This window comes from bacterium SCSIO 12827 (assembly GCA_024397995.1).
Taxonomy (GTDB): domain Bacteria; phylum Pseudomonadota; class Alphaproteobacteria; order Rhodospirillales; family Casp-alpha2; genus UBA1479.
On record CP073746.1, the window covers coordinates 3,579,638 to 3,599,924 of the forward strand.

A 20,287-nucleotide genomic window follows, 5' to 3' on the forward strand; every position below is an offset into this window, starting at 1 on the left:
GGCGCGATGGCCTGGGAATTATGCATACATTTTTTTCCCAGGCAACCCGGATTAATTGAAAGCTGGTAAAATTCGTTATTATTTACGTAAAAACAATGAGGTATAGGACTTTCAGTAGCCTTTTTCCGAATCAAGATGATTTGCCTTATTGAATTTTGAATGCAATTTGCTACACTCCCGCCATCGAAACAGCCAACTAAAGTGGATCCGCCCATGGCCCTGTCCGACGCGCCCCTCGCCGCCCCCGCCCCCCGCAGCCGCCCGGCCAAGGGTGACGCCGGACTGGCCCGCCGCCTGAAGGCCGCGATCAAGGGCCAGGTCCTGTTCGATCCGTTCTCGCGTGGACGCTATTCGACGGACGCCTCGATCTATCAGATCGAACCGCTCGGCGTCGTCGTGCCCGAGGACGCCGAGGACGTGGAAGCGATCATCACCATCGCGCGGGATGCAGGTGTACCGCTTCTGCCGCGAGGCGGCGGCACCTCGCAATGCGGGCAGACGGTTGGCGAAGCCCTGGTCGTCGACCTGTCCAAACATCTGAACAAGATTCTCGACTTCGATGCCTCGGGGCGCCAGGCCCTGGTCGAACCGGGTTTGGTGCTCGATCACCTCAACGCTTACCTCAAGCCCCATGGCCTGTGGTTTCCGGTCGACGTTTCGACCTCGTCCCGCGCCACGCTCGGCGGCATGGCGGGTAACAACTCCTGCGGCTCGCGCTCCATCGTTTACGGCACCATGCGCGACAATGTGCGCGCCATCGACGCCGTCACCATGGACGGCCGGGCCATGCGCTTCGGCGAAGTGTCCGACAATGAACCCGCGGCCAAGCTGGATCCCGTGCAGCAGGACATGGTCGCCAAGCTTTTGGATATCGGCCGGCGCGAGGGCGACCACATCCGCCAGTCCTTCCCCGACCTGATGCGCCGGGTCGGCGGCTACAACATCGATTCCCTGATGCCGGGCGGCGCGCCCAAGGGCCCCTGGGCCGAGGCGACGCTGTACCGTCAGCAGACCCACCCGAACCTGGCGCACCTTCTGATCGGATCGGAAGGCACCCTGGCCTTTTCGACCAAGCTGCACCTGGATCTGCAGCCCCTGCCGAAGCACAAGGTGCTGGGCGTCTGTCATTTCCCGACCTTCTACAAATGCATGGATGCGGCCCAGCATCTGGTGACCCTCGGCCCGGCGGCGGTGGAACTGGTCGACCGCACCATGATCGGCCTGGCCCGCGATATCGAGATTTTCCGCCCCACGGTCGAACGCTTCGTAAAGGGGGAGCCGGACGCCCTGTTGCTGGTCGAATTCGCCGGCGAGGAGCGCGAACCCCTGATCGCCAAGCTGAAACAGCTGGTCGAGATGATGGCCGACCTAGGCTTCCCCGACGCGGTGGTCGAGGCCGTGGACCCGGCCTTCCAGCGCGACGTCTGGGAGGTCCGCAAATCGGGCCTCAACATCATGATGTCCATGAAGGGGGACGGGAAGCCGATCTCCTTCGTCGAGGACTGCGCCGTGCGCCTGGAAGATCTCGCCGAATACACGGACCGCCTGACGCAGGTGTTCCACAAGCACAACACCGAAGGCACCTGGTATGCCCATGCCTCGGTCGGCACCCTGCATGTCCGGCCCGTGATCAATCTGAAACAGGAACTGGGTGCGAAGCAGATGCGCGCCATCGCCGAAGAAGCCTTCGAGATGGTCCGCGAATACAAGGGATCGCATTCGGGCGAACACGGCGACGGGTTGGTGCGTTCTGAATTCCACGAAGCCATGTTCGGCAGCCGCATGATCGAGACCTTCAAGGAGGTCAAGAACACGGTCGACCCCACGGGCCTGATGAACCCGGGCAAGATCGTCGACCCGCCCAAGATGGATGACCGATCGCTGTTCCGTTTCAAGCCCGGATACAAGACGGAGCAGATCGCGACGGTTCTCGACTGGTCTGACTGGGGCGGCTTCGCGGGCGCTGTCGAGATGTGCAACAACAACGGGGCCTGCCGCAAACGCGACGCCGGGGTGATGTGCCCGTCCTACCGCGCGACCGGCGATGAACAGCACCTGACCCGGGGCCGCGCCAACACGCTGCGCCTCGCCATTTCCGGACAGCTCGGCCCCGACGCCTTCACCTCCGACGACATGGCCGCGACCATGAAGCTTTGCGTCGGCTGCAAGGGCTGCAAGCGCGAATGCCCGACGGGCGTCGACATGGCGCGCATGAAGATCGAGTTCCTCAACCAGTACAACAAGCGCCATGGGCTGCGCCTGTTCGACCGGCTGGTCGCCTACCTGCCGCGCTATGCCCCCGCCGCCAGCAAAGTTTCCTGGCTGCTGAACCTGCGTGACACGGTCCCCGGCGCCGCCTGGTTGTCGGAAAAGCTGCTGGGCTTTTCCGCCGACCGCAACCTGCCCCGCTGGGCCGCGACGCCGGACAAGGGCGCAACCCCGGTCGACCCAAGTTCCTGTCCGGCAGGCAAGGCGGTCGTTCTGCTGGGCGATACCTTCAACACCTATTTCGAGCCCGAGAATCTGGCCGCCGCTCGCCGGGTGCTGACCGCCGCCGGCTACCGCGTCGTCACCGCCCAGGCCCCGGACCGCGCGCGGCCGCTGTGCTGTGGCCGCACCTTCCTGGCCGCCGGCCTGGCCGACGAGGCGAAGAAAGAAGCCCAGCGCACGCTTGACGCCTTAAAACCTTTCGTCGACGCGGGCGTGCCCATCGTCGGGCTGGAGCCGTCGTGTCTTTTGACCCTGCGCGACGAGTTCACGGTCCTGCTGCCGGGCGACGACAGCAAGGCGCTGGCCGCCAAGGCCATGCTGTTCGAAGAATTCCTGGCGGCGGAAGCCGAGGCCGGCACCCTGACCCTACCGCTGAAGGACGCGGCCGACGGCAAGGCGCTGCTCCACGGCCATTGCCATCAGAAGGCCTTCGCCGCCATGGGGGCGGTCGAACGGACGCTCCGTCTGGTGCCGGGATTGAACGTGGAGACGGTCGACTCAAGCTGCTGCGGCAGGGGGGGGGCCTTCGGCTATGACAAAGACAACGTCGATGTCTCCAAACGCATGGGCGAACTGTCCCTGCTGCCCGCCGTGCGCGACGCCGACGGCGACACGGTGATCGTCGCCGACGGCACCAGCTGCCGCCATCAGATCGCCGACGGCACGCCGCGCGAGGCGGTGCATGTCGCCCAGGTCCTCGACCGCTATCTGGTCACGGAGTGATGCCCATGGATGCCTCACCGCAAACCCCGATTGAGCGCCGATCCCTGCATGACACCATCGTCAACCGGGTGCGGGCCATGGTCTATGACGGCGACCTGAAGCCGGGGGACAAGGTGCCGGAACGGCTGTTGTGCGAAACGCTCGGCATCTCGCGCACCCCGCTGCGTGAAGCCTTGAAGGTGCTGGCATCCGAAGGGGTCTTGGAACTGCTGCCCAACCGGGGCGCGCGGGTCGCCAAGCTGACCGCCGCCGATGTCGACGAGATGTTCCCCGTCATGGGCGCCTTGGAAGCACTGGCCGGCGAACTTGCCTGCGCCAATGCGACGGAGGCCGACCTGGCCGAGCTGCGCGCCCTGCATTACCAGATGGCCCTGCATCACACGCGGGGGGAGCGGTCCGAGTATTTCGCCCTGAACCAGAAGATCCACGAAAAGATCATGGGCTCGGCCGGCAATGATCTGCTGGTCGCCATGTATGAAGGCCTGGCCGGACGCATCCGCCGGGCGCGCTATATTTCTTCCATCACGTCCCAACGCTGGAAACAGGCCATGGCCGAGCATGAAGACATGCTGGCCGCCCTGGAAGCCCGCGACGGCCCCAAACTCGCCAAGGTCCTGCGCGACCACCTGCAGAACAAATGCGAAGCGGTGAAGGAAGCATTGCGCCAGGACGGCGGCGATACGAACGCCGGCTGATCCCCTGCCAGATGACGCAGCCGTGACTTCCCGGTGAGCGCTTCGGTCTGATAGACAGGCGGCCACCTGAAGGGAGCCTGCATTCCGTGATTGAGCATTTGTCCGGGACAGTCCATCGTTCGGGCATGTGGACATCCTGCATGACCTTTATCTTCGGCGAACCCGTCTCCGGGCGGCTGCCCGCCCGCGTGCGCGAGCGCATCGCCCGTCAGCAATTGCAAAGCGAAAAGCTTATCAGTTGGGTTCAGATGCTGCTGGTCGTGCTGTTCGCCAGCCTGTGGGCCGTGGCGCCCAAGACCGCGACCAATCCGGATTTCAATCTGGTGCCCTTCGCCCTGGGCTTCTATTTCCTGTTCACCCTGGCGCGCTTGATCGCCGCCTATCGCGGCACCCTGACCAAGCCCTTCCTGATGATCTCGGTGGTCATCGACGTCGGGCTGCTGATGCTGCTGATCTGGTCGTTCCATATTCAGTACATGCAGCCGGCGAGCTTTTATCTGAAGGCGCCGACGCTGATGTACGTGTTCATCTTCATCGCACTCCGCGCCATTCGGTTCGAGCCGGGCTACATCGTGCTCGCCGGGGCGTCCGCGGCCCTCGGCTGGGTCATGCTGATGCTCTACGTCGTCCATGCCGAGGCGGGCAACCCCATGATCACCCGCAACTACGTGGAATACATGACATCCAACGCCATCCTGATCGGGGCGGAAGTCGACAAGATCGTCTCGATCCTGATGGTCACCTGCGTCCTGGCCATCGCCGTGCTGCGGGCTCAACGATCTCTCTACCGCGCGATCATCGACAGCACGGCGGCCCAGGACCTGATGCGCTTCGTGTCCAGGGAGGTGGCCGAGCGCATCACCCAGGCGGACCGTGCGATCCAGCCCGGCGACGGCGAAAGCAAGATCGCGACCATCGTCTTCACGGACATCGAGGGGTTTTCCACGGCCTCGGAAAAGATGACGCCGAAGGAGTTGGCCCGCACCATCAACGATTACTTCCAGGCGGCCGGCGACGTCATCGCCCGTCACGGTGGTGTGGTTCTGCTGTTCGAAGGGGATGCCATGCTGATTACCTTCAACGCCGTCACACCGCAGGATGATCATGCCGCCCGGGCCCTCGACTGCGCGCTTGAACTTGAACAGGTCTGTCGTGAACGAACCTTCGGCGATGGCGTGCGCCTATTAACCCGCTGCGGCGTCAACACGGGGCCCATCGTGGTCGGCGCCGTCGGAACGGCCGAACGCTTGACCTTCACCGTGCACGGCGACAACGTGAACATCGCCGCCCGCCTGGAACAACTGAACAAGCAGTACGGGACCTACGTCATGTGCACGGAGGAAACCGCCGACAGCTGCGGCGATGGATATGACTGCGCGTTTCAGGGAGAAATCCCGGTCAAGGGCCGGGCGGCGCCGGTGAAGGTCTATTCCGTCGCACCCGCTGCGGCCTGAGCCGCCAGCACCGCGTCCACCGCTTCCGCGAAGCCGGCGCCAGAGGCGCTTTCCGTCACGTACTTTGGCTTGGCCGAAAGACGGTCGCCGAAATCGCGCACGTTGGCGACGCCGACGGCATGGGGAAAGAAGTCGAACAGCGGCGCGTCGTTGGGGCTGTCGCCGACGAACATCCAGCGCCCGCGTTCGCCCTCATCCGACACGTCGGCGCGGAACAGTTCGCGCAGCACCAGGCAGGTCGTCGTCAGCTTGTCATAGGGGCCGAGCCAGCCGTTGACGTGAATGTTGGAATAGGTCGCGGTCATGCCCGCGGCCTCCATGATGGAAACGATCTGGGCCACGGCCTCCTCGCCCAAGGGCGCCACGTCCTGGGCATGGTCGATGGCAAGGTCGGTCTCGCGATATGCCTGATCGGCGGCCAGCGCCGCCCCCGGCACTTCGGCGATGATTGCTTCCAGCACTTTTTCGTACTGCGCCCAATGATTGCGCCGTTCGTCCCGCGCCAGGATATGCAGATGCACCATGCGCCCCGTGTCGGGATGCAGGCGGAACACGAAGCCGCCCGATTCACCGACCACGGCATCGACCGGCCAGGTCCGCGCCATGGCATCGCAGGTGCCGGCGGCGGCCCCGGTCACGGCGACGACCTTCAGCCCCGCCGCCTGAGCACGTTCCAGCGCCGCGAGGGCGGTCGACGTGATCTTGCCGTCGGTGGTCAGGGTGCCGTCGACGTCGGTGATGATGCCGCGGATGGCACGGCGATGGTCGGTGGAGAATGCGTCGAGCGGGCCCATCAGGTCCGCAGCTCGCCGCCCGTGGCCTTGGTCACGCCGGCGATGACCTTGTCGGCGACGGCCTCGATATCGGCGTCGGTCAGGGTCTTGTCCACGGGCTGCAGGACGACGTTGATGGCCAGCGACTTCTTACCTTCACCCACACCCTTGCCTTCGTAAACGTCGAACAGGGTGACCTCGGTGATCAGGGCCTTGTCGGCGGCATGGGCGGCATTGATGACCTTGGCCGCCTCGACATCGGCATCGACGACGAAGGCGAAATCGCGGGCGACCGGCTGCAGGGCCGACAGCACGAGGTGCGCCTTGGCGGCGGACTTCTTCGCCTTCACCGCCGGCAGGTTGTCGAAATAAATTTCGAAGGCGACGGCCGGGCCCTTCACGTCCAGGGCTTTCAGGACCGCCGGATGGACCTCGCCGAAGGCGGCCAGCATCATGGGGCCGAGACGCAGCGTGCCGGAACGGCCCGGGTGATACCAACTTGGCGCATCGGTCTTGATCTGCGCCCGGTCGGCCGGCAGGCCGAGATCGGCCAGCACCGCCTGGGCATCGGCCTTGGCGTCATAGGTATCGACGCCGCGCGGCTGCGCCGCCCAATGGCGCGGGCCGGTCTTGCCGACGCGGATACCTGCGGCGACCAACTGCTGGTCTTCCGGCTTGGCGCCCGGGAATTGAGGGCCGACCTCGAACAAGGCCAGATCGGCATAGCCCCGGGCCTGATTGCGCGCCGCGGCGGCCAACAGGTTGGGCAGGATCGACGGACGCATGACGTCAAGATCGGTAGAGATCGGGTTGAGCAGCCGCATGGTATCGGCCACGCCGCCGAACAGCTTGGCCTGGGCGTCGGGCATGAAGGAATAGGTCACGGCCTCGACCATGCCGCGGGCGGCCAGCAGGCGACGCGCCTGGGCGCGGCGGCGCTGGTCCGGGGTCATCACGGGGCCTTGGGTTCCCGCGGGCCGGGTGACCGCAACCGGCGCAATGCGGTCATAACCGTTGATGCGCACGATTTCTTCCACCAGGCAGGCTTCCGACACGATGTCGGAACGCCAGGACGGCACACTGACCACCAGACGGCTGCCCTGGTCGGAATCGATGGCGAAGCCCAGGACGTTGAGAATCCGCCGCGCCTCGACGCCCTCGATCTCGGTGCCGCCCAGGGTCAGAACCTTGTCCAGGTTGAAATCGAGGGTACGGCGCCAGTCGGGGCCGTCGCCGGCGGAGACCACGTTCGACGCCTCGCCGCCGCAAAGCTCCAGGATCAGGCGCGTCGCGATCTCGCAGGCGTCGTCAAGGAAGTCGGGATCGACGCCGCGTTCGAACCGGTACCGCGCGTCGGTCTGCAGGTTGAGCTTGCGCCCGGTCATCGCCGTGCGCACGGGATCGAAATAGGCGACTTCCAGGAACACCTCCGTCGTCGCCTCGGTGCAGCCCGAGTCCAGACCCCCGACCACACCGGCCACGGCCCGCGGGCCGTTATCGTCGGCAATCACGGTCATGTCCGCGTCCAGGTCGTATTCGACCTCGTTCAGCGCCAGAATTTTTTCGCCCGGCTTTGCCAGGCGGGCGGTGATCGTACCCGCGACCTTGGCCGCGTCGAACACGTGCAGCGGGCGGTCGAATTCGAAGGAAATGTAGTTGGTGATGTCGACCAGGGCCGAGATCGGGCGCAGCCCCACGGCGGTCAGACGATCCTGCAGCCATTTCGGGCTGGGGCCGTTCTTGACCCCCCGGAAGGCGCGGCCCACGAATTTGGAACACGCACTGGCCGTCTCTTCCGTGAAGTCGAGAGCCACGCCGAGGGGGCTGTCGAACACACCCGGCACCGGCGAAGTATCAAGGGGCTTCAGGCTGCCGAGTCCGGAAGCCGCAAGGTCGCGGGCGATGCCGCGCACGCCGAGGCAATCGCCCCGGTTGGGCGTGATGGCGATTTCGATGACCGGATCGGCCAGGCCCATGACATCGACGGCGCGGGCACCGACCTCGGCATCCGCGGGCAGTTCGACGATGCCGTCGTGTTCATCGGACAGGCCCATTTCCCGTTCCGACAGCAGCATGCCGTTCGACGTCACACCGCGAATTTCCGTGGGCTTCAGGGTAATACCCGTGCCCGGGACGTAAGAACCGGAGGGGGCGAACACGCCCTTCAGGCCGGTCCGCGCGTTGGGCGCGCCACAGACCAGTTCGACCGTCTCATCACCAGTGTTGACCTGACAAACGCGCAGGCGGTCGGCATCTGGATGCTGCTTGGCGTCCAGAACCTCGCCGACGATGAACGTCTCCAGCCCCTTTGCCCGGTCGGTCACGCCTTCGACCTCGAGCCCGACCATGGACAGGCGGTCGGTGATTTCCGCCAACGTGGCGTCGGTTTCCAGATGTTGCTTGAGCCAGCCGAGTGTGAACTTCATCGGTTCAGCCCCCCGGTCCGGGACGGAATGTCGAGGGACGCGAAGCCGTAATGGCGCATCCAGCGCAGATCCGATTCATAGAAGGTGCGCAGGTCCGGCACGCCGTATTTCAGCATCGCCATGCGCTCGACCCCCATGCCGAAGGCAAAGCCCTGGTATTTCTCGGGATCGATGCCGCAATTGCGCAGCACGTTGGGATTGACCATGCCCGAGCCGCCGATTTCCAGCCAGTCGCCGCCATGCCCGATCTTCAGCTCGCCGCCTTCGCGGGTGCAGCCGATATCGACCTCGGCCGAGGGTTCGGTGAAGGGAAAATAACTGGGCCGGAAGCGCACGGGCAGATCGTCGATGCCGAAGAAGGCGCGGCAGAATTCGATCAGGCAGCCCTTGAGATGGCCCATATGGGTCTTCTCGTCGACCAGCAGTGCTTCGACCTGATGGAACATCGGTGAATGGGTCGCGTCGTAATCGCAGCGGTAGGTGCGGCCCGGCACGATCACCCGGTAGGGCGGCGGGCCGGCCTGCATGGTGCGGATCTGCACCGGCGAGGTATGGGTGCGCAGGACCAGACGGCCCGCGTCCGCGCCGTCGGCCCCGGGCAGATAGAAAGTGTCGTGATCCTGGCGGGCCGGATGGTCGGCCGGGATGTTGAGGGCGGTGAAGTTGTGCCAATCGTCCTCGACGTCCGGGCCCTCGGCGATGCCGAAGCCCATGTCGCCCAGGATGGCGACGATTTCCTCGATGACCTGGCTGACGGGATGGATGCGCCCCGCGTCCTCAGGTCTGGTCGGCAGGGTGACGTCGATGCGCTCTTCGCCCAGGCGGGCGTCCAGCGCCGCCCCCTCCATGGCCGCCTTGCGAGCGTCCAGGGCGTCTGCGACGGCATCCTTCAACGCGTTGAGGGCTTGGCCCGCCTCGCGCCGCTGGTCGGCGTCAAGCGCCCCCAGACCTTTCATCTGATCGGTGATGCGGCCCTTCTTGCCGAGCGCTGACACACGCACCTGTTCGAGCGCGTCCAGATCGCCCGCCGCCTCAACGGCGGCAAGCAGTTCCTCACGGAGCTTGTCGACACTCTCCATGGCCAGGCCTCGTCATTCAGATGGCGGTGCCGGTGCCGGCGCGCCGCCCCAAGCCGGGACGGGCGCCGGATACCGGGTCGGGATTAGTTGCCGAGGGCGGCCTGAGCCTGTTCCACCAGCGACTTGAAGGCTTCCGGTTCGCGGATCGCGATATCGGACAGGACCTTACGGTCCAGTTCGATCCCGGCCTTGTCCAGGCCGTTCATGAACTGGGAATAGGTCATGCCGTGCTCGCGCACGCCCGCGTTGATGCGGGTAATCCAAAGACGACGGAAGTTCCGCTTCTTGGCGCGGCGGTCGCGGTAGGCGTATTGCAGCGCCTTTTCGACCTTTTCCAGCGAGATGCGGAAGTTGTTCTTGTTCCGGCCGCGGTAACCCTTGGCGCGGGCGATGACCTTTTTATGACGGGCGTGCGCGGTGACGCCCCGAGTGACTCGTGCCATTGTCCAGCTCTCCTAATTCAAAAATACGCGGCGTTACAGGTAGGGCGCGAAGGATCGAATCTGGCGCGCGTTCGTCGCGTCCAGGACCATCGTGCCCCGTGCCTTGCGCTTCATCTTGGTGGAGCGCTTGCGCAGATTGTGGCGTTTGAAGGAGAAATTGCCGCGCACCTTGCCGGTCCCGGTAACCCGGAACCGTCCCTTGGTGCTGGACTTGGTCTTCAGCTTGGGCATTTCGACATCCTTTCTTTGGTGGGCCCCGCGCATGGCGGAGGCCGCAAGGTCTTGATCAATAGTCGTTTCGGGGCGGCCAGGCATGCCCGTTACAAAGCCATGCCGCCCGGTCGAGCCGCGGGTTATAGCGCCGAGGGCGGAATGATGCAAGGGCCCCCGGAAAATAAGGGATAAAGGGACATTCAGCCCGCCGCGCCGGGGGCCCGATACTCGGGCAGGTCGACGGTTACCGTGGTGCCCTTGCCGAGGCGGCTGTCGATGGCGATGGCGCCACCGTGCATTTCCACCAATGACCGCGAAATCGCAAGCCCCAAACCCCAGCCCTTTTCCCCCGTATAGGGCGCCTGCGGGTCCCCCGCATAGGGTGATCCCGGGCCGCCGGTGAAGGCCGCCATCATGTCGCTTAAACGTTCAGGCGCGATGCCGATGCCCGTATCGGACACCCGGACACGCACCACACCGGGGCCGGTTTCCGCCGTTATGACGATACGCCCCCCCCATTCCGTGAACTTCGCCGCGTTGGACAACAGGTTCAGCAGCGTCTGTTTGATGGCGCGACGATCCGCGAGGATCGGCGGCAGATCGCCCGGCACCATGGTCTCAAGCGTAATACCCTTGGCGCGGATGACCTCGGTCATGGTCTGGGCGCAGTCGGCGATGATGCCGGCGACAGGTTCCGCCTCCAGGCAAAGCGCCGTGCGGCCCGCCTCGATCGCGGAAATGTCGAGAAGATCGTTTACCAGATCAAGCAGGTGGCTGGCGCTGGCGTGGATGTCGCCGGCGTATTCGCGGCGCTTCGCCCCTTCTGGCGCGCCGAAATAGTCATTGGCCAGGATATCGGAGAACCCCAGGATGGCGTTCAAGGGTGTGCGCAGTTCATGGCTCATGGCGGCCAGGAACTCGGACTTGGCGCGGTTCGCTTCCTCGGCCGAACGTAGCGCCGCGTCGCGGGCACGCTGGGCCCGACGTTCCTCGGTCACGTCCGTTCCGGTGCCCCGGTAACCGGCGAACTGCCCGTCCTCGGAGAACAGCGGCTTGCCGCTGATCCGGGCCGAGCGCGGATTGCCCCTACCGTCCATGAATTGATATTCGAAATCACGGAACGGCCGATGATTTTCCAGGTCGTCCAGATGACGGCGCCACTTCTCCTGGTCCGTGTCTTCACCAGCCACCTCCGCCCGCCGCCGGCCCAGGTAGACCGTGGGATCGAAGCCAATGACTTCGCCCGTGCGGCGGGAGAAATAACTGAACCGCAGATCCGCATTCATTTCCCACAGCCAATCGGACGCGACCTCGGCGAAGTCGCGGAACCGCGCCTCGCTTTCCGCCAATTTGCGCTGGGCCGAGACCTGTTCGGTCAGATCGACGCTGACCGAACCGACCTTGATGATGTTGCCGTCGGGGTCGCGGATCGGGAATTTGGTGATGTTCAGGATGCGTTTCTCACCATCGGCGAAGGTGCGTTCAACCTGACGGCTGAGCGTGTTGCCGGTGGTCAGGACATGGCGTTCCTGTTCATTCATGACGACCGCCTCGGCCGGCGACTGGAAATCCTCGATCTGATCCGACCGGCGGCCGACCATGGTGTCGATGTCGAAGCCATACCAATCCGTATAGGTTCGGTTGGGCCGCTCGATGATATGGTTTTCGTCCTTGATCAACAGCCCGACGGGGACGTTCTCGAACACCGACCGCAGGACGCTTTCACTGTCTTCGAGCGCTACCTTCTGGCGGGCGACCAGGCCCGTCTGGCGGACCATCTGCAGCACGGTGATGACCAGCCCGACCAGGATCAACACCGCCGACAGTCCGTTGAAATACCAGCTGTAGGTCAGATGAAGAGCGGTCATGGCCGGCATCGCCGCCTCGATGGCCGGCCGGCTGACCATCAGGTAAAGGTCGGCAATGTACAGGGACACGCCGCACCACAGGCCGGCCAGGATAAGGCCGACGCCCGGCGTGGCCCCCGCCTGTCGCAGCGCCCGCCAGCGCAGCAGCGCCGCCGTGGTCCCGGCACAAGCCACGGCGACCAGCAGCAAATCCGTGGTGACCATGACGCCCCACGGCGGAAACCGTTCGAGAATTGATCCGTCCTGCATCTTCGCCCCCCAAGGCGCCCCTCCCGGCGCGCCCGAACGCAGGTTTATTCGATAATTGTCACACCGCCTCGGAAGCTGAAGGTCCCCGATTTCGACATACCGACGATCACGCAACCATCCCCCTGATTATAGATCTGCCATCCGCGCAGCAGAATCGATTCCCCCACCTGGATCGGATGAAGGGTTGCCCTGCCACTGAAATTTTCAACCACGCCCTTGCCCTCGGCATCGGCCGTCAGGAAGTATCGCCCGGACTTGTCGGCATTAAACTGCGCCTTTTGGCAGACATAAACATGGCGCGCGTGATGAGACATGGTCTCCATCTTGGCGACGGCCTTGGCAAACTGGATGCAGCGTTCTGTCACCTGTTCGTCTGATGCGAACTTGGACAGGCCGACCAATTGGCGCTGGGTAAATTCCGTGTACACGATGCCCGCGGGAATCCGGTATTGCTCCTTAATCTGGGCGCAGGCATCGAAATCCTGAATCTTGAAGCCTTCCTTGGCGGCGCGGCGGGCGAATTTGTTGGCCTTGCTGGCCAGTTCCTTCGCCCGGGCGTCAAGCGCTTCCTGGCTGTCCTTCGCGACATGGCCCATCACCTGATAGGCGTACCAGCCCAAAAGGGCCACGGCCGGCACGACAAGAATGAGGATAAAGCCCCAGAAGAAGCTTTTGGGCAGGCCCTTCTTGGCCTTGCCGCCGGCCTTTGCCTTGCCCTTCGGCTTGCCCTTGGCCTGGGGCTTTGCCTTGGTCGGTGCCTTCGGTTTTGCCTGTTCCGCCATGTTCCTGCTTTTCTCATGCCCATGTCGTCGCTTGTCCGGGCGGGAGCCTAATCATCGACCCTTACATTACCCTTAAAATCACACCGATACAGCCCCCACGCCCGCCCATACCATTGTACGCGGCGCCATTGACCCGGCGGGGAGCACCCCCCATTCTGCCGACGCCATGCTGTTGATCGGTCTCATCGACGGGGGGAAAGCGGCCTTCGATCCCCTGATTTTGCTGCTGCTCGCCCTGCTGCTTGACGCCTATCTGGGCGACACGCCGTGGCTGTTCAAGCGCGCCAAGCATCCGGTGGCGCTGCTGGGCGCCGTGATCGACTGGCTCGACCGCAAGCTGAACCGCGACAAACGCCCGGAAATGGACCGCGCCGTGCGCGGCGCGGTGGCCGTCCTGGCCGTGGTCGCGCTGACCGGCGGCCTGGGGCTGGGCGTGGCCTGGCTGTCCTTCGTCCATCCCTGGGGCTGGATCGTCGAACTGTTCTGCATCGTTCTGTTGATCGCGCAGCGAGGTCTTTACGACCACGTGCGCGCCGTGCGACGGGGGCTGGACAACAATCTGGAGGCCGGGCGCAAGGCCGTGTCGCACATCGTCGGGCGCGATCCGCAGCAGCTCGACCGTTACGGCGTCGCCCGCGCCGCCATTGAATCCGCGGCCGAGAATTTCTGCGACGGGGTCGTCGCCCCGGTCTTCTTCTATGTGCTGTTCGGCGCCCCCGGCCTGTTCATCTACAAAGCCGTCAACACCATGGACAGCATGATCGGCCACCGCACGCCCAAGTACCGGGCCTTCGGCATGACGGCGGCGCGGCTGGACGACGTGTTGAACCTGATTCCGGCCCGGCTTTCCGGCCTGTTCATCTGCCTGGGCGCCCCCTTCGCGCCGGGCGGCCAGCCCTGGCAGGCGATCAAGGTCATGCTGCGCGACGCCGGCAAGCACCGGTCCCTCAATGCCGGCTGGCCCGAAGGCGCCATGGCGGGTGCCCTCGGCCTGGCCCTCGCCGGACCCCGCCGCTATGCCCAGGATGTCGCCCGCGACCCCTGGATCGGCCACGGCACGGCCCAGGCCACGGCCGCGGACATCGGCCGTGCCCTCTATCTTTACGCCGTCGCCTGTTTGATCAACGCGGGCTGGGTCGCCGCCCTTGCCGTGGTGCGCTTTTCCCAACCCGTGACCGGTTAACAGCAGCGCAACAGACCGTTGCCGCGCTGCCGGGGTGCGGGCAGAATGCGCGAAACATTCCGCCGGACCGGTTTCCCGGCGAGAAAATCACATCAGGGAGTGCACCCGCAGGCCATGGATCAGACACATCGCGATCAACCCCTCTGGATCCCGTCCCCCGAATACGCCGACGGGTCGACGATCAACCAATTCCGCCTTCACCTGAACCAAACCCTCGGCCTGAACCTGGCCGATACGGCGGACCTGCATGCCTTTTCCGTCAATGACCGGGAACGCTTCTGGATCGCCCTGAAGGATTACACCGGCGTGCGGGCGCAGACCTGGGGCGACACCGTCCTGGTCGACGGCGACAAGATGCCGGGGGCCAGATGGTTTCCCGATGCGCGGCTGAATTACGCGGAAAACCTACTGCGCCGGCGCGACAGGGCGGAAGCCATCGTGTTCCGTTCGGAAAACGGCGCGCGCCGAGCCGTGACCTTCGCCGAACTGTACGATCAGGTATCGTCCCTGACGCAATACCTGAAGGACCGGGGTGTGCAATCGGGCGACCGGGTCGCGGGATACCTTCCCAACATGCCGGAAGCCGTGGCCGCCATGCTGGCGGCGACGGCGCTGGGGGCCGTGTGGTCGTCGTGCTCGCCCGATTTCGGGGTTCAGGGGGTGCTCGACCGGTTCGGGCAGATCGAACCCAAGGTGTTTTTCTGCACGGACGGCTATTTCTACAACGGCAAGCGCCATGACGTGATGCCTAAGAACGCCGAGATCCTGGCCGGCCTGCCGACGGTGACCGACGTCATCGTCGCGCCCTACGATCCTGCCGACCAGCCGAGCTTGGAAATGATTCCGAAGGCGGTCCTATTGGCCGACGCAGCGGTGGCCCATGCCCCCGGCGACATCGACTTCGTGCAGGTGCCGTTCGACCACCCGCTCTACATCATGTTTTCCTCGGGCACCACCGGGGCGCCCAAATGCATGGTTCATTGCGTTGGCGGCACGATACTGAAACACGCCAGTGAACAGGCCATTCATTGCGACATCCGCCGCGACGACCGGGTATACTTCTTCACGACCTGCGGCTGGATGATGTGGAACTGGCTGGTCTCGGTGCTCGCCTGCGAGGCCTGCCTGCTGCTCTATGACGGCTCCCCGTTCCACCCCGGCCCCGAAACAATCTTCGATTACGCCGACGCCGAGAAAATGACCCTGTTCGGGACCTCGGCCAAATACATCGACGCCGTCGCCAAGTCGGGCATCCGCCCGAAGGAAACTCACGGCCTGACCAGCGTGCGCATGCTGTGTTCCACCGGATCACCCCTGGCGCCGGAAGGCTTCGAATTCGTCTACGACCACATCAAGTCCGACGTGCATCTGGTGTCGTTCACCGGCGGCACGGACATCATGGGCGTGTTCGCCGGCGGCGACGCGACCCGGCCCGTGTGGCGGGGCGAACTGCAGGCCCCGGCGCTGGGCATGGCCGTGGAATGCTGGGCCGACGACGGCAAGCCGATGATCGGGCAGAAGGGCGAGCTGGTCTGCATTAAGGCCTTTCCCTCCATGCCCACGGGTTTCTGGGGCGACCACGACGGGTCGCGCTATCACGCCGCCTATTTCGAACAGTTCCCCAATGTCTGGACCCATGGCGACTACATCGAGATCACCGAACACGGCGGCATGATCGTTTACGGCCGGTCGGACGCGACCCTGAACCCCGGCGGCGTGCGCATCGGCACGGCGGAAATCTACCGCCAGGTCGAGAAACTGGAAGAAGTCGTCGAAAGTCTGGTCATCGGCCAGGACTGGGACAATGACGTGCGGGTCGTGCTGTTCGTGCGCCTGGCCGAGGGCAAGACCCTGGACGATGGGCTCACGAAACGAATTAAGGATCAGGTGCGCGCCAACTGCACGCCACGCCATGTGCCGGCCAAGGTGGTCCAGGTCACCGATATCCCGCGCACCAAGTCTGGCAAGATCACGGAACTGGCCGTGCGCGACATCATCCACGGCCGACCCGTGAAGAACAAGGAAGCGATGGCCAATCCGGAAGCGCTGGATCTGTACGAAGACTTGGTCGAATTGAAAAGCTAGACTGCGGCGCGACCCGGCCGTGCCTGGAAATGCGCGACCTCGTCCAACAACCAATCCCGGAACAGACGGCATTCGGGCGCTTCGGCCCGGCCCGGCACCGTGAGCAGGTAATAACCCGGCTGCAGCGTCAGGGACGGCCCGAAAGGCACGGCCAGACGCCCCGCCTCGATGTCCTCGGCAGCCAACGACCAGCGGCCCAGCGCCACGCCCGCCCCCGCGATCGCCGCCTGCAACACATTTTCCGGTGCCGTGAAGCGCGGGCCGTCCTCCGCGTCCAGGTCCGGGCAGCCGGCCGCCGCCAACCAAGACCGCCAATCCGGCGCGAGCGGATCGAAGGTAACGGAATCGTCGTGCAGCAGGGTGAAGCGGCCAAGATCATGGGGCCGTTCGAGCGGCCCATCGGCCGCCAGCAGCGCGGGCGACGCCAGGGGCACGACCATTTCGTCGAACAAGCGGTGCGCCTCGAGCCCCGGATAATTCCCCATGCCGAAGCGGATCGCCATGTCGGCTTCGCCGGCGATCAGGTCCGCCCGGTCGCGGGTCGCCACGATCTGCACCTGCAGACCCGCCGGTCGCCGGTCCAGGCGCGGAATCAGCCATTTCATGGCAAAGGACGGCACACAGGACAGGACCAAGGGTCCGGGCTTTGGCGGGTGGATGTGCGCGACCGCGCCCGCCAGTTCCTCGAACCCGCGGCGCAGCCCCGGGTAAATGGCCCGTGCCGCCGCCGTCGGCGCCACCGCCCGCACCTCGCGGCGGAACAGGGGTTGGCCCAGAACATCCTCCAGCAGCTTGATCTGATGGCTGACCGCCGACGGGGTGACGTTCAATTCACGCGCCGCGGCGATGAAGCTTTCGTGGCGGAACGCGACTTCGAATGCGCGCAGCGCCTTCAGGGGCGGAAGCTTGGCAAACATGAGTTATTTTTTCTCATTCAATAAATTAAGTTTATGCGTTTGTTTTCATAATTTATGTCAACATAATAACTCAGAAATTCAAATAAGGATGATTATTTTTCATCCTAAAGTGATAACACGGCCTGCGGGCTGACGAAAAGGATCCCGATCATGACCAACGACCCCGTTCTCTATGACCAACGCCACGGCGTGGCGATTCTGACCCTCAACCGCCCGGATCAGCTCAACGCCCTGAACTTCGCCCTGATCGACCGTTTCATGGCCCATCTCGACGTCATCGAGCGCGACGATACGGTCCGCGCCGTGATCGTCACGGGAGCCGACGATCGGGCCTTCAGCGCCGGCGCCGACATCAAGGAATTCTCCCATTCGGTCGCCGCCGGGGTCGAGGTCGCGCTGCGTGACTTCGTCGCCCGGGGACAGGCCTTCACCTCGCGCATCGAACGCTTTCCCAAGCCCATCATCGGCGCGGTCAACGGGTTGGCCTTCGGTGGTGGCTGCGAAATGCTGGAGGCCATGCCGCTGGCCGTGGCGGCGAACACGGCGACTTTCGCCAAGCCGGAAATCAACCTGGGCTTTCCCCCGCCGTTCGGCGGCAGCCAGCGCCTGCCGCGCCTGATCGGGCGCAAACGGGCGCTGGAAATGATCCTGACCGGCGATCCCATTACCGCCGAGGAAGCCCGCCAGGCGGGCTTGGTAAACCGCGTTGTTACGAAATCGAAACTGATGTCCGAGGCAGAGAATCTGGCCCAGCGGATCATCGAAAAGTCAGCCGTCAGCGTCGCCGCCAGCCTGACCGCCGTGACCCGCGGCATCAACCTGAGCATCGACGAGGGCTTGGCCGTGGAGGCCGCCCAGTTCGCCCGCGCCGCCGCGACCCCGGCGGTCGCGCAGGGAATCGGTCGGTTCTTGGCCCGCTCGGCCGGGTCTCCTGCCGCCGAATGAACCCAATTTGGCGGCTACGGCCCTTCGAAGCGCTGGCCGGAAATGGCCGGATGGTAAATCGGCTGAATCACGTTGCCGGCCGGGTCCGTGCAATGGAACGAGCGCGCCCCGTCGAAATGGTCCGCCGGCGTGTCCAGCAGGTTGACCCCCTTGGCCTTCATGAAGTCGTACCAGGCCTGCAGGTCTTCCTTGGTGTCGACGACGAAGCCGAAGTGGTCCATGGGCCGCTTGGCCGGGGGCGCTTCGCCGGGCCGGGCGCGGCCGAGCGACAGATTGTCGTTGCCCAGGGTCAGATAGACCAGATCGTCGTTGAAACGGCTGAGTTCGCGCATGCCCAGGATATCGCGGTAAAAACGTTCGCAGGCGTCGAAGTTTTCGACCACCAGGGCGAGATGGCGCAGGCCGTTCAAGGGCGGCGGGGTTGCGGTCATGACGAGAGTCTCCTCCTGTTTTGCGATCACCTTAAAAGGCCATCGGTCCGCCGTCACGCGGCATCGAATTCACCTTCGAGCCATTCCCGGAAGGCACGGACCTTGGGCCGGTCCTCCTCGCCCTCGACGCAGGCTAGGTAATAGGCCTGGGGGGCCGGCAGGGCAAAGTCGAAGAGGCGCACCAGGCGCCCCGCCGCCAGATCGTCGGCGACCATGACGCTGCGGCCCAAGGCCACGCCCTCGCCCGCCCGGGCCGCCAGCAACACCAGATTGGAATGGGAATAACCGGGCCCGCGTTCCGGGTTGACCGTGTCGCAGCCGGCGGCGGCCAACCAGTCCCGCCAGTCCACGGGCATTTCGTCGTGCAAAAGGGTGAAATGCGCAAGGTCCCCGGGCTCCTTCAGCGGCGGGCCGGTTTCCAGCAGTGTCGGCGCGCAGACGGGAAACAGCTCCTCGGTCCGCAGCAGGGACACCGTAAGTCCGGGCCAACTGCCGCGGCCGTAGCGCACGGCGACGTCCACGCCTTCCCGCGCCAGGTCGACCATGCGATCGGCCATGACCAGGCGCACGTCGATGTCGGGATGGGCCTGACGAAACCGGCCAAGGCGCGGCACCAGCCAGGATTGGGCGAAGGAATCCATGGTCGTCACGGTCAGGACCCCTTCGGAATCCTGGCGCTGCACCCGATTGACCGCCGTGGTCAGGATATCCATGGCCTCGCGCACCTCGGGAAACAGGGTTTGTCCCGCCTCGGTCAGGACCAGGGCGCGGCTGAGCCGCCGGAACAGGGGAAAGCCGAGCCAATCCTCGAGCCCGCGAATTTGATGGCTGACCGCCGCCTGGGTCACATTGAGTTCGTCCGCCGCCTGGGTGAACGACAGATGACGGGCGGCGGCCTCAAAGGCGCGCAGAGCATTCAGCGGCGGCAGGCGGCGGGACATGATTGTACCATAACATTAAATTTCCTTATCCAAGCGATTGTCATCAGAATCATAAAATTTATAAACCATTGAAATAACATAATTTTAATATTGTATTGATACATATGGATAATATTTTCTAATCCATATAGGAGTTTTTGTCGTTTGTGAACCAGCCTTGAACCGGCCTATTCAACTTGGGCGCCACCGATCGGCGCAGCCCACGAACCGACTTAATTTGCAACCTCGCCCGGCCGGCCCCCGCCGCCCCGGCAACGAAACAAGGACAGGACCCATGGCCTCGTCATCGACGACCACGCAGACCGCGGATCGCTCCGTCGCCCGCCCGGGCCTGTTTCCCCTCGGACAGGCCCTCGCTTCGCTGACCACTTCCACCGCCCGGGCGGTGTTTAATTTCCCGACCCTGCTCGTGGAATGGCAAAAGCGCTACGAGATGCGCCGCCGTCTTGCCGAACTGGACAACCGGATGCTTGCCGACGTCGGCCTGACCCGGGCCGACATTCACCGCGAGACTGAAAAGCCGTTTTGGATTTCCTGATCCAAACGACTACACTTTCCCTGGCACATATGTGCCCCTGGACGGGATCGGC

Annotated in this window: 17 protein-coding genes; 7 read left to right on the top strand and 10 right to left on the bottom strand. The window is 64.4% G+C overall.

From position 1 onward, the window contains the following. Positions 1-213 precede the first annotated feature (213 nt). The 3 genes from KFF05_16790 to KFF05_16800 all read left to right on the top strand — a co-directional run bounded on the left by KFF05_16790 (position 214) and on the right by KFF05_16800 (position 5,362). Positions 214-3,213: an FAD-binding protein gene (locus KFF05_16790; GenBank protein ID UTW51531.1), complete on the top strand. Its 3,000-nt coding sequence runs from the start codon at positions 214-216 to the stop codon at positions 3,211-3,213. 5 nt (positions 3,214-3,218) lie between these two features. Next, positions 3,219-3,908, top strand: a complete 690-nt coding sequence (locus KFF05_16795; protein UTW51532.1) for a GntR family transcriptional regulator — start codon at positions 3,219-3,221, stop codon at positions 3,906-3,908. 125 nt (positions 3,909-4,033) lie between these two features. After that, positions 4,034-5,362: an adenylate/guanylate cyclase domain-containing protein gene (locus tag KFF05_16800; GenBank protein UTW53768.1), complete on the top strand. Its 1,329-nt coding sequence runs from the start codon at positions 4,034-4,036 to the stop codon at positions 5,360-5,362. Here KFF05_16800 and KFF05_16805 read toward each other — a convergent pair. The 7 genes from KFF05_16805 to KFF05_16835 form a co-directional block, all read right to left on the bottom strand. Beyond that, entirely contained in the window at positions 5,335-6,156 is an 822-nt protein-coding gene (locus KFF05_16805; protein ID UTW51533.1) for an HAD-IIB family hydrolase, read from the bottom strand. The genes KFF05_16800 and KFF05_16805 overlap by 28 nt on opposite strands. Next, the gene (locus KFF05_16810) at positions 6,156-8,561 is read right to left on the bottom strand and encodes a phenylalanine--tRNA ligase subunit beta (GenBank protein ID UTW51534.1); all 2,406 of its coding nucleotides are present in this window, start codon (positions 8,559-8,561) and stop codon (positions 6,156-6,158) included. Before KFF05_16810 ends, KFF05_16805 begins: the two co-directional genes overlap by 1 nt. Continuing rightward, the gene (gene pheS / locus KFF05_16815) at positions 8,558-9,640 is read right to left on the bottom strand and encodes a phenylalanine--tRNA ligase subunit alpha (protein ID UTW51535.1); all 1,083 of its coding nucleotides are present in this window, start codon (positions 9,638-9,640) and stop codon (positions 8,558-8,560) included. Before pheS ends, KFF05_16810 begins: the two co-directional genes overlap by 4 nt. A gap of 83 nt (positions 9,641-9,723) precedes the next feature. Then, the gene (rplT, locus tag KFF05_16820; GenBank protein UTW51536.1) at positions 9,724-10,083 is read right to left on the bottom strand and encodes a 50S ribosomal protein L20; all 360 of its coding nucleotides are present in this window, start codon (positions 10,081-10,083) and stop codon (positions 9,724-9,726) included. A 33-nt stretch (positions 10,084-10,116) separates the two neighbouring features. Next, positions 10,117-10,314 carry a 50S ribosomal protein L35 gene (gene rpmI / locus KFF05_16825; protein UTW51537.1) on the bottom strand — a complete coding sequence of 66 codons (198 nt, stop codon included), beginning with the start codon at positions 10,312-10,314 and terminating at the stop codon, positions 10,117-10,119. A gap of 182 nt (positions 10,315-10,496) precedes the next feature. Beyond that, a complete protein-coding gene (locus tag KFF05_16830; protein UTW51538.1) occupies positions 10,497-12,413 on the bottom strand; it encodes a PAS domain-containing sensor histidine kinase in 1,917 nt (638 codons plus the stop codon). A 44-nt stretch (positions 12,414-12,457) separates the two neighbouring features. Continuing rightward, complete coding sequence (locus tag KFF05_16835) at positions 12,458-13,195, bottom strand: hypothetical protein (GenBank protein ID UTW51539.1); 738 nt, start codon at positions 13,193-13,195, stop codon at positions 12,458-12,460. Positions 13,196-13,361: 166 nt separating this feature from the next. On the opposite strand from KFF05_16835, the gene cobD reads away from it, so the two are divergent. Continuing rightward, positions 13,362-14,378 carry a cobalamin biosynthesis protein CobD gene (cobD, locus tag KFF05_16840; GenBank protein UTW51540.1) on the top strand — a complete coding sequence of 339 codons (1,017 nt, stop codon included), beginning with the start codon at positions 13,362-13,364 and terminating at the stop codon, positions 14,376-14,378. Positions 14,379-14,492: 114 nt separating this feature from the next. Continuing rightward, entirely contained in the window at positions 14,493-16,463 is a 1,971-nt protein-coding gene (locus KFF05_16845) for an acetoacetate--CoA ligase (protein ID UTW51541.1), read from the top strand. Here the strand turns inward: KFF05_16845 and gcvA are convergent. Continuing rightward, complete coding sequence (gcvA, locus tag KFF05_16850; protein UTW51542.1) at positions 16,460-17,380, bottom strand: transcriptional regulator GcvA; 921 nt, start codon at positions 17,378-17,380, stop codon at positions 16,460-16,462. The genes KFF05_16845 and gcvA overlap by 4 nt on opposite strands. Before the next feature lie 150 nt (positions 17,381-17,530). Between gcvA and KFF05_16855 the strand changes: the two genes are divergently transcribed. Beyond that, positions 17,531-18,325, top strand: a complete 795-nt coding sequence (locus KFF05_16855) for a crotonase/enoyl-CoA hydratase family protein (GenBank protein UTW51543.1) — start codon at positions 17,531-17,533, stop codon at positions 18,323-18,325. Positions 18,326-18,339: 14 nt separating this feature from the next. Here the strand turns inward: KFF05_16855 and KFF05_16860 are convergent, their stop codons facing one another. Both KFF05_16860 and KFF05_16865 read right to left on the bottom strand, forming a co-directional pair. Further along, complete coding sequence (locus KFF05_16860; GenBank protein ID UTW51544.1) at positions 18,340-18,756, bottom strand: VOC family protein; 417 nt, start codon at positions 18,754-18,756, stop codon at positions 18,340-18,342. 53 nt (positions 18,757-18,809) lie between these two features. Next, complete coding sequence (locus KFF05_16865; GenBank protein UTW51545.1) at positions 18,810-19,697, bottom strand: transcriptional regulator GcvA; 888 nt, start codon at positions 19,695-19,697, stop codon at positions 18,810-18,812. A 274-nt stretch (positions 19,698-19,971) separates the two neighbouring features. Between KFF05_16865 and KFF05_16870 the strand changes: the two genes are divergently transcribed. Beyond that, positions 19,972-20,235 carry a DUF1127 domain-containing protein gene (locus tag KFF05_16870; protein UTW51546.1) on the top strand — a complete coding sequence of 88 codons (264 nt, stop codon included), beginning with the start codon at positions 19,972-19,974 and terminating at the stop codon, positions 20,233-20,235. The last annotated feature ends 52 nt before the right edge of the window (positions 20,236-20,287 follow it).

What these genes read in the sequence shown, in the direction of transcription:
- KFF05_16860 (UTW51544.1), bottom strand. Translation starts at nt 18,756, where the DNA reads ATGACCGCAACCCCGCCGCCCTTGAACGGCCTGCGCCATCTCGCCCTG.
- KFF05_16865 (UTW51545.1), bottom strand. Translation starts at nt 19,697, where the DNA reads ATGTCCCGCCGCCTGCCGCCGCTGAATGCTCTGCGCGCCTTTGAGGCC.
- KFF05_16845 (UTW51541.1), top strand. Translation starts at nt 14,493, where the DNA reads ATGGATCAGACACATCGCGATCAACCCCTCTGGATCCCGTCCCCCGAA.
- cobD (UTW51540.1), top strand. Translation starts at nt 13,362, where the DNA reads ATGCTGTTGATCGGTCTCATCGACGGGGGGAAAGCGGCCTTCGATCCC.
- rpmI (UTW51537.1), bottom strand. Translation starts at nt 10,314, where the DNA reads ATGCCCAAGCTGAAGACCAAGTCCAGCACCAAGGGACGGTTCCGGGTT.
- KFF05_16800 (UTW53768.1), top strand. Translation starts at nt 4,034, where the DNA reads ATGTGGACATCCTGCATGACCTTTATCTTCGGCGAACCCGTCTCCGGG.
- KFF05_16810 (UTW51534.1), bottom strand. Translation starts at nt 8,561, where the DNA reads ATGAAGTTCACACTCGGCTGGCTCAAGCAACATCTGGAAACCGACGCC.
- KFF05_16830 (UTW51538.1), bottom strand. Translation starts at nt 12,413, where the DNA reads ATGCAGGACGGATCAATTCTCGAACGGTTTCCGCCGTGGGGCGTCATG.
- KFF05_16870 (UTW51546.1), top strand. Translation starts at nt 19,972, where the DNA reads ATGGCCTCGTCATCGACGACCACGCAGACCGCGGATCGCTCCGTCGCC.
- KFF05_16790 (UTW51531.1), top strand. Translation starts at nt 214, where the DNA reads ATGGCCCTGTCCGACGCGCCCCTCGCCGCCCCCGCCCCCCGCAGCCGC.
- rplT (UTW51536.1), bottom strand. Translation starts at nt 10,083, where the DNA reads ATGGCACGAGTCACTCGGGGCGTCACCGCGCACGCCCGTCATAAAAAG.
- KFF05_16805 (UTW51533.1), bottom strand. Translation starts at nt 6,156, where the DNA reads ATGGGCCCGCTCGACGCATTCTCCACCGACCATCGCCGTGCCATCCGC.
- KFF05_16795 (UTW51532.1), top strand. Translation starts at nt 3,219, where the DNA reads ATGGATGCCTCACCGCAAACCCCGATTGAGCGCCGATCCCTGCATGAC.
- KFF05_16855 (UTW51543.1), top strand. Translation starts at nt 17,531, where the DNA reads ATGACCAACGACCCCGTTCTCTATGACCAACGCCACGGCGTGGCGATT.
- KFF05_16835 (UTW51539.1), bottom strand. Translation starts at nt 13,195, where the DNA reads ATGGCGGAACAGGCAAAACCGAAGGCACCGACCAAGGCAAAGCCCCAG.
- pheS (UTW51535.1), bottom strand. Translation starts at nt 9,640, where the DNA reads ATGGAGAGTGTCGACAAGCTCCGTGAGGAACTGCTTGCCGCCGTTGAG.
- gcvA (UTW51542.1), bottom strand. Translation starts at nt 17,380, where the DNA reads ATGTTTGCCAAGCTTCCGCCCCTGAAGGCGCTGCGCGCATTCGAAGTC.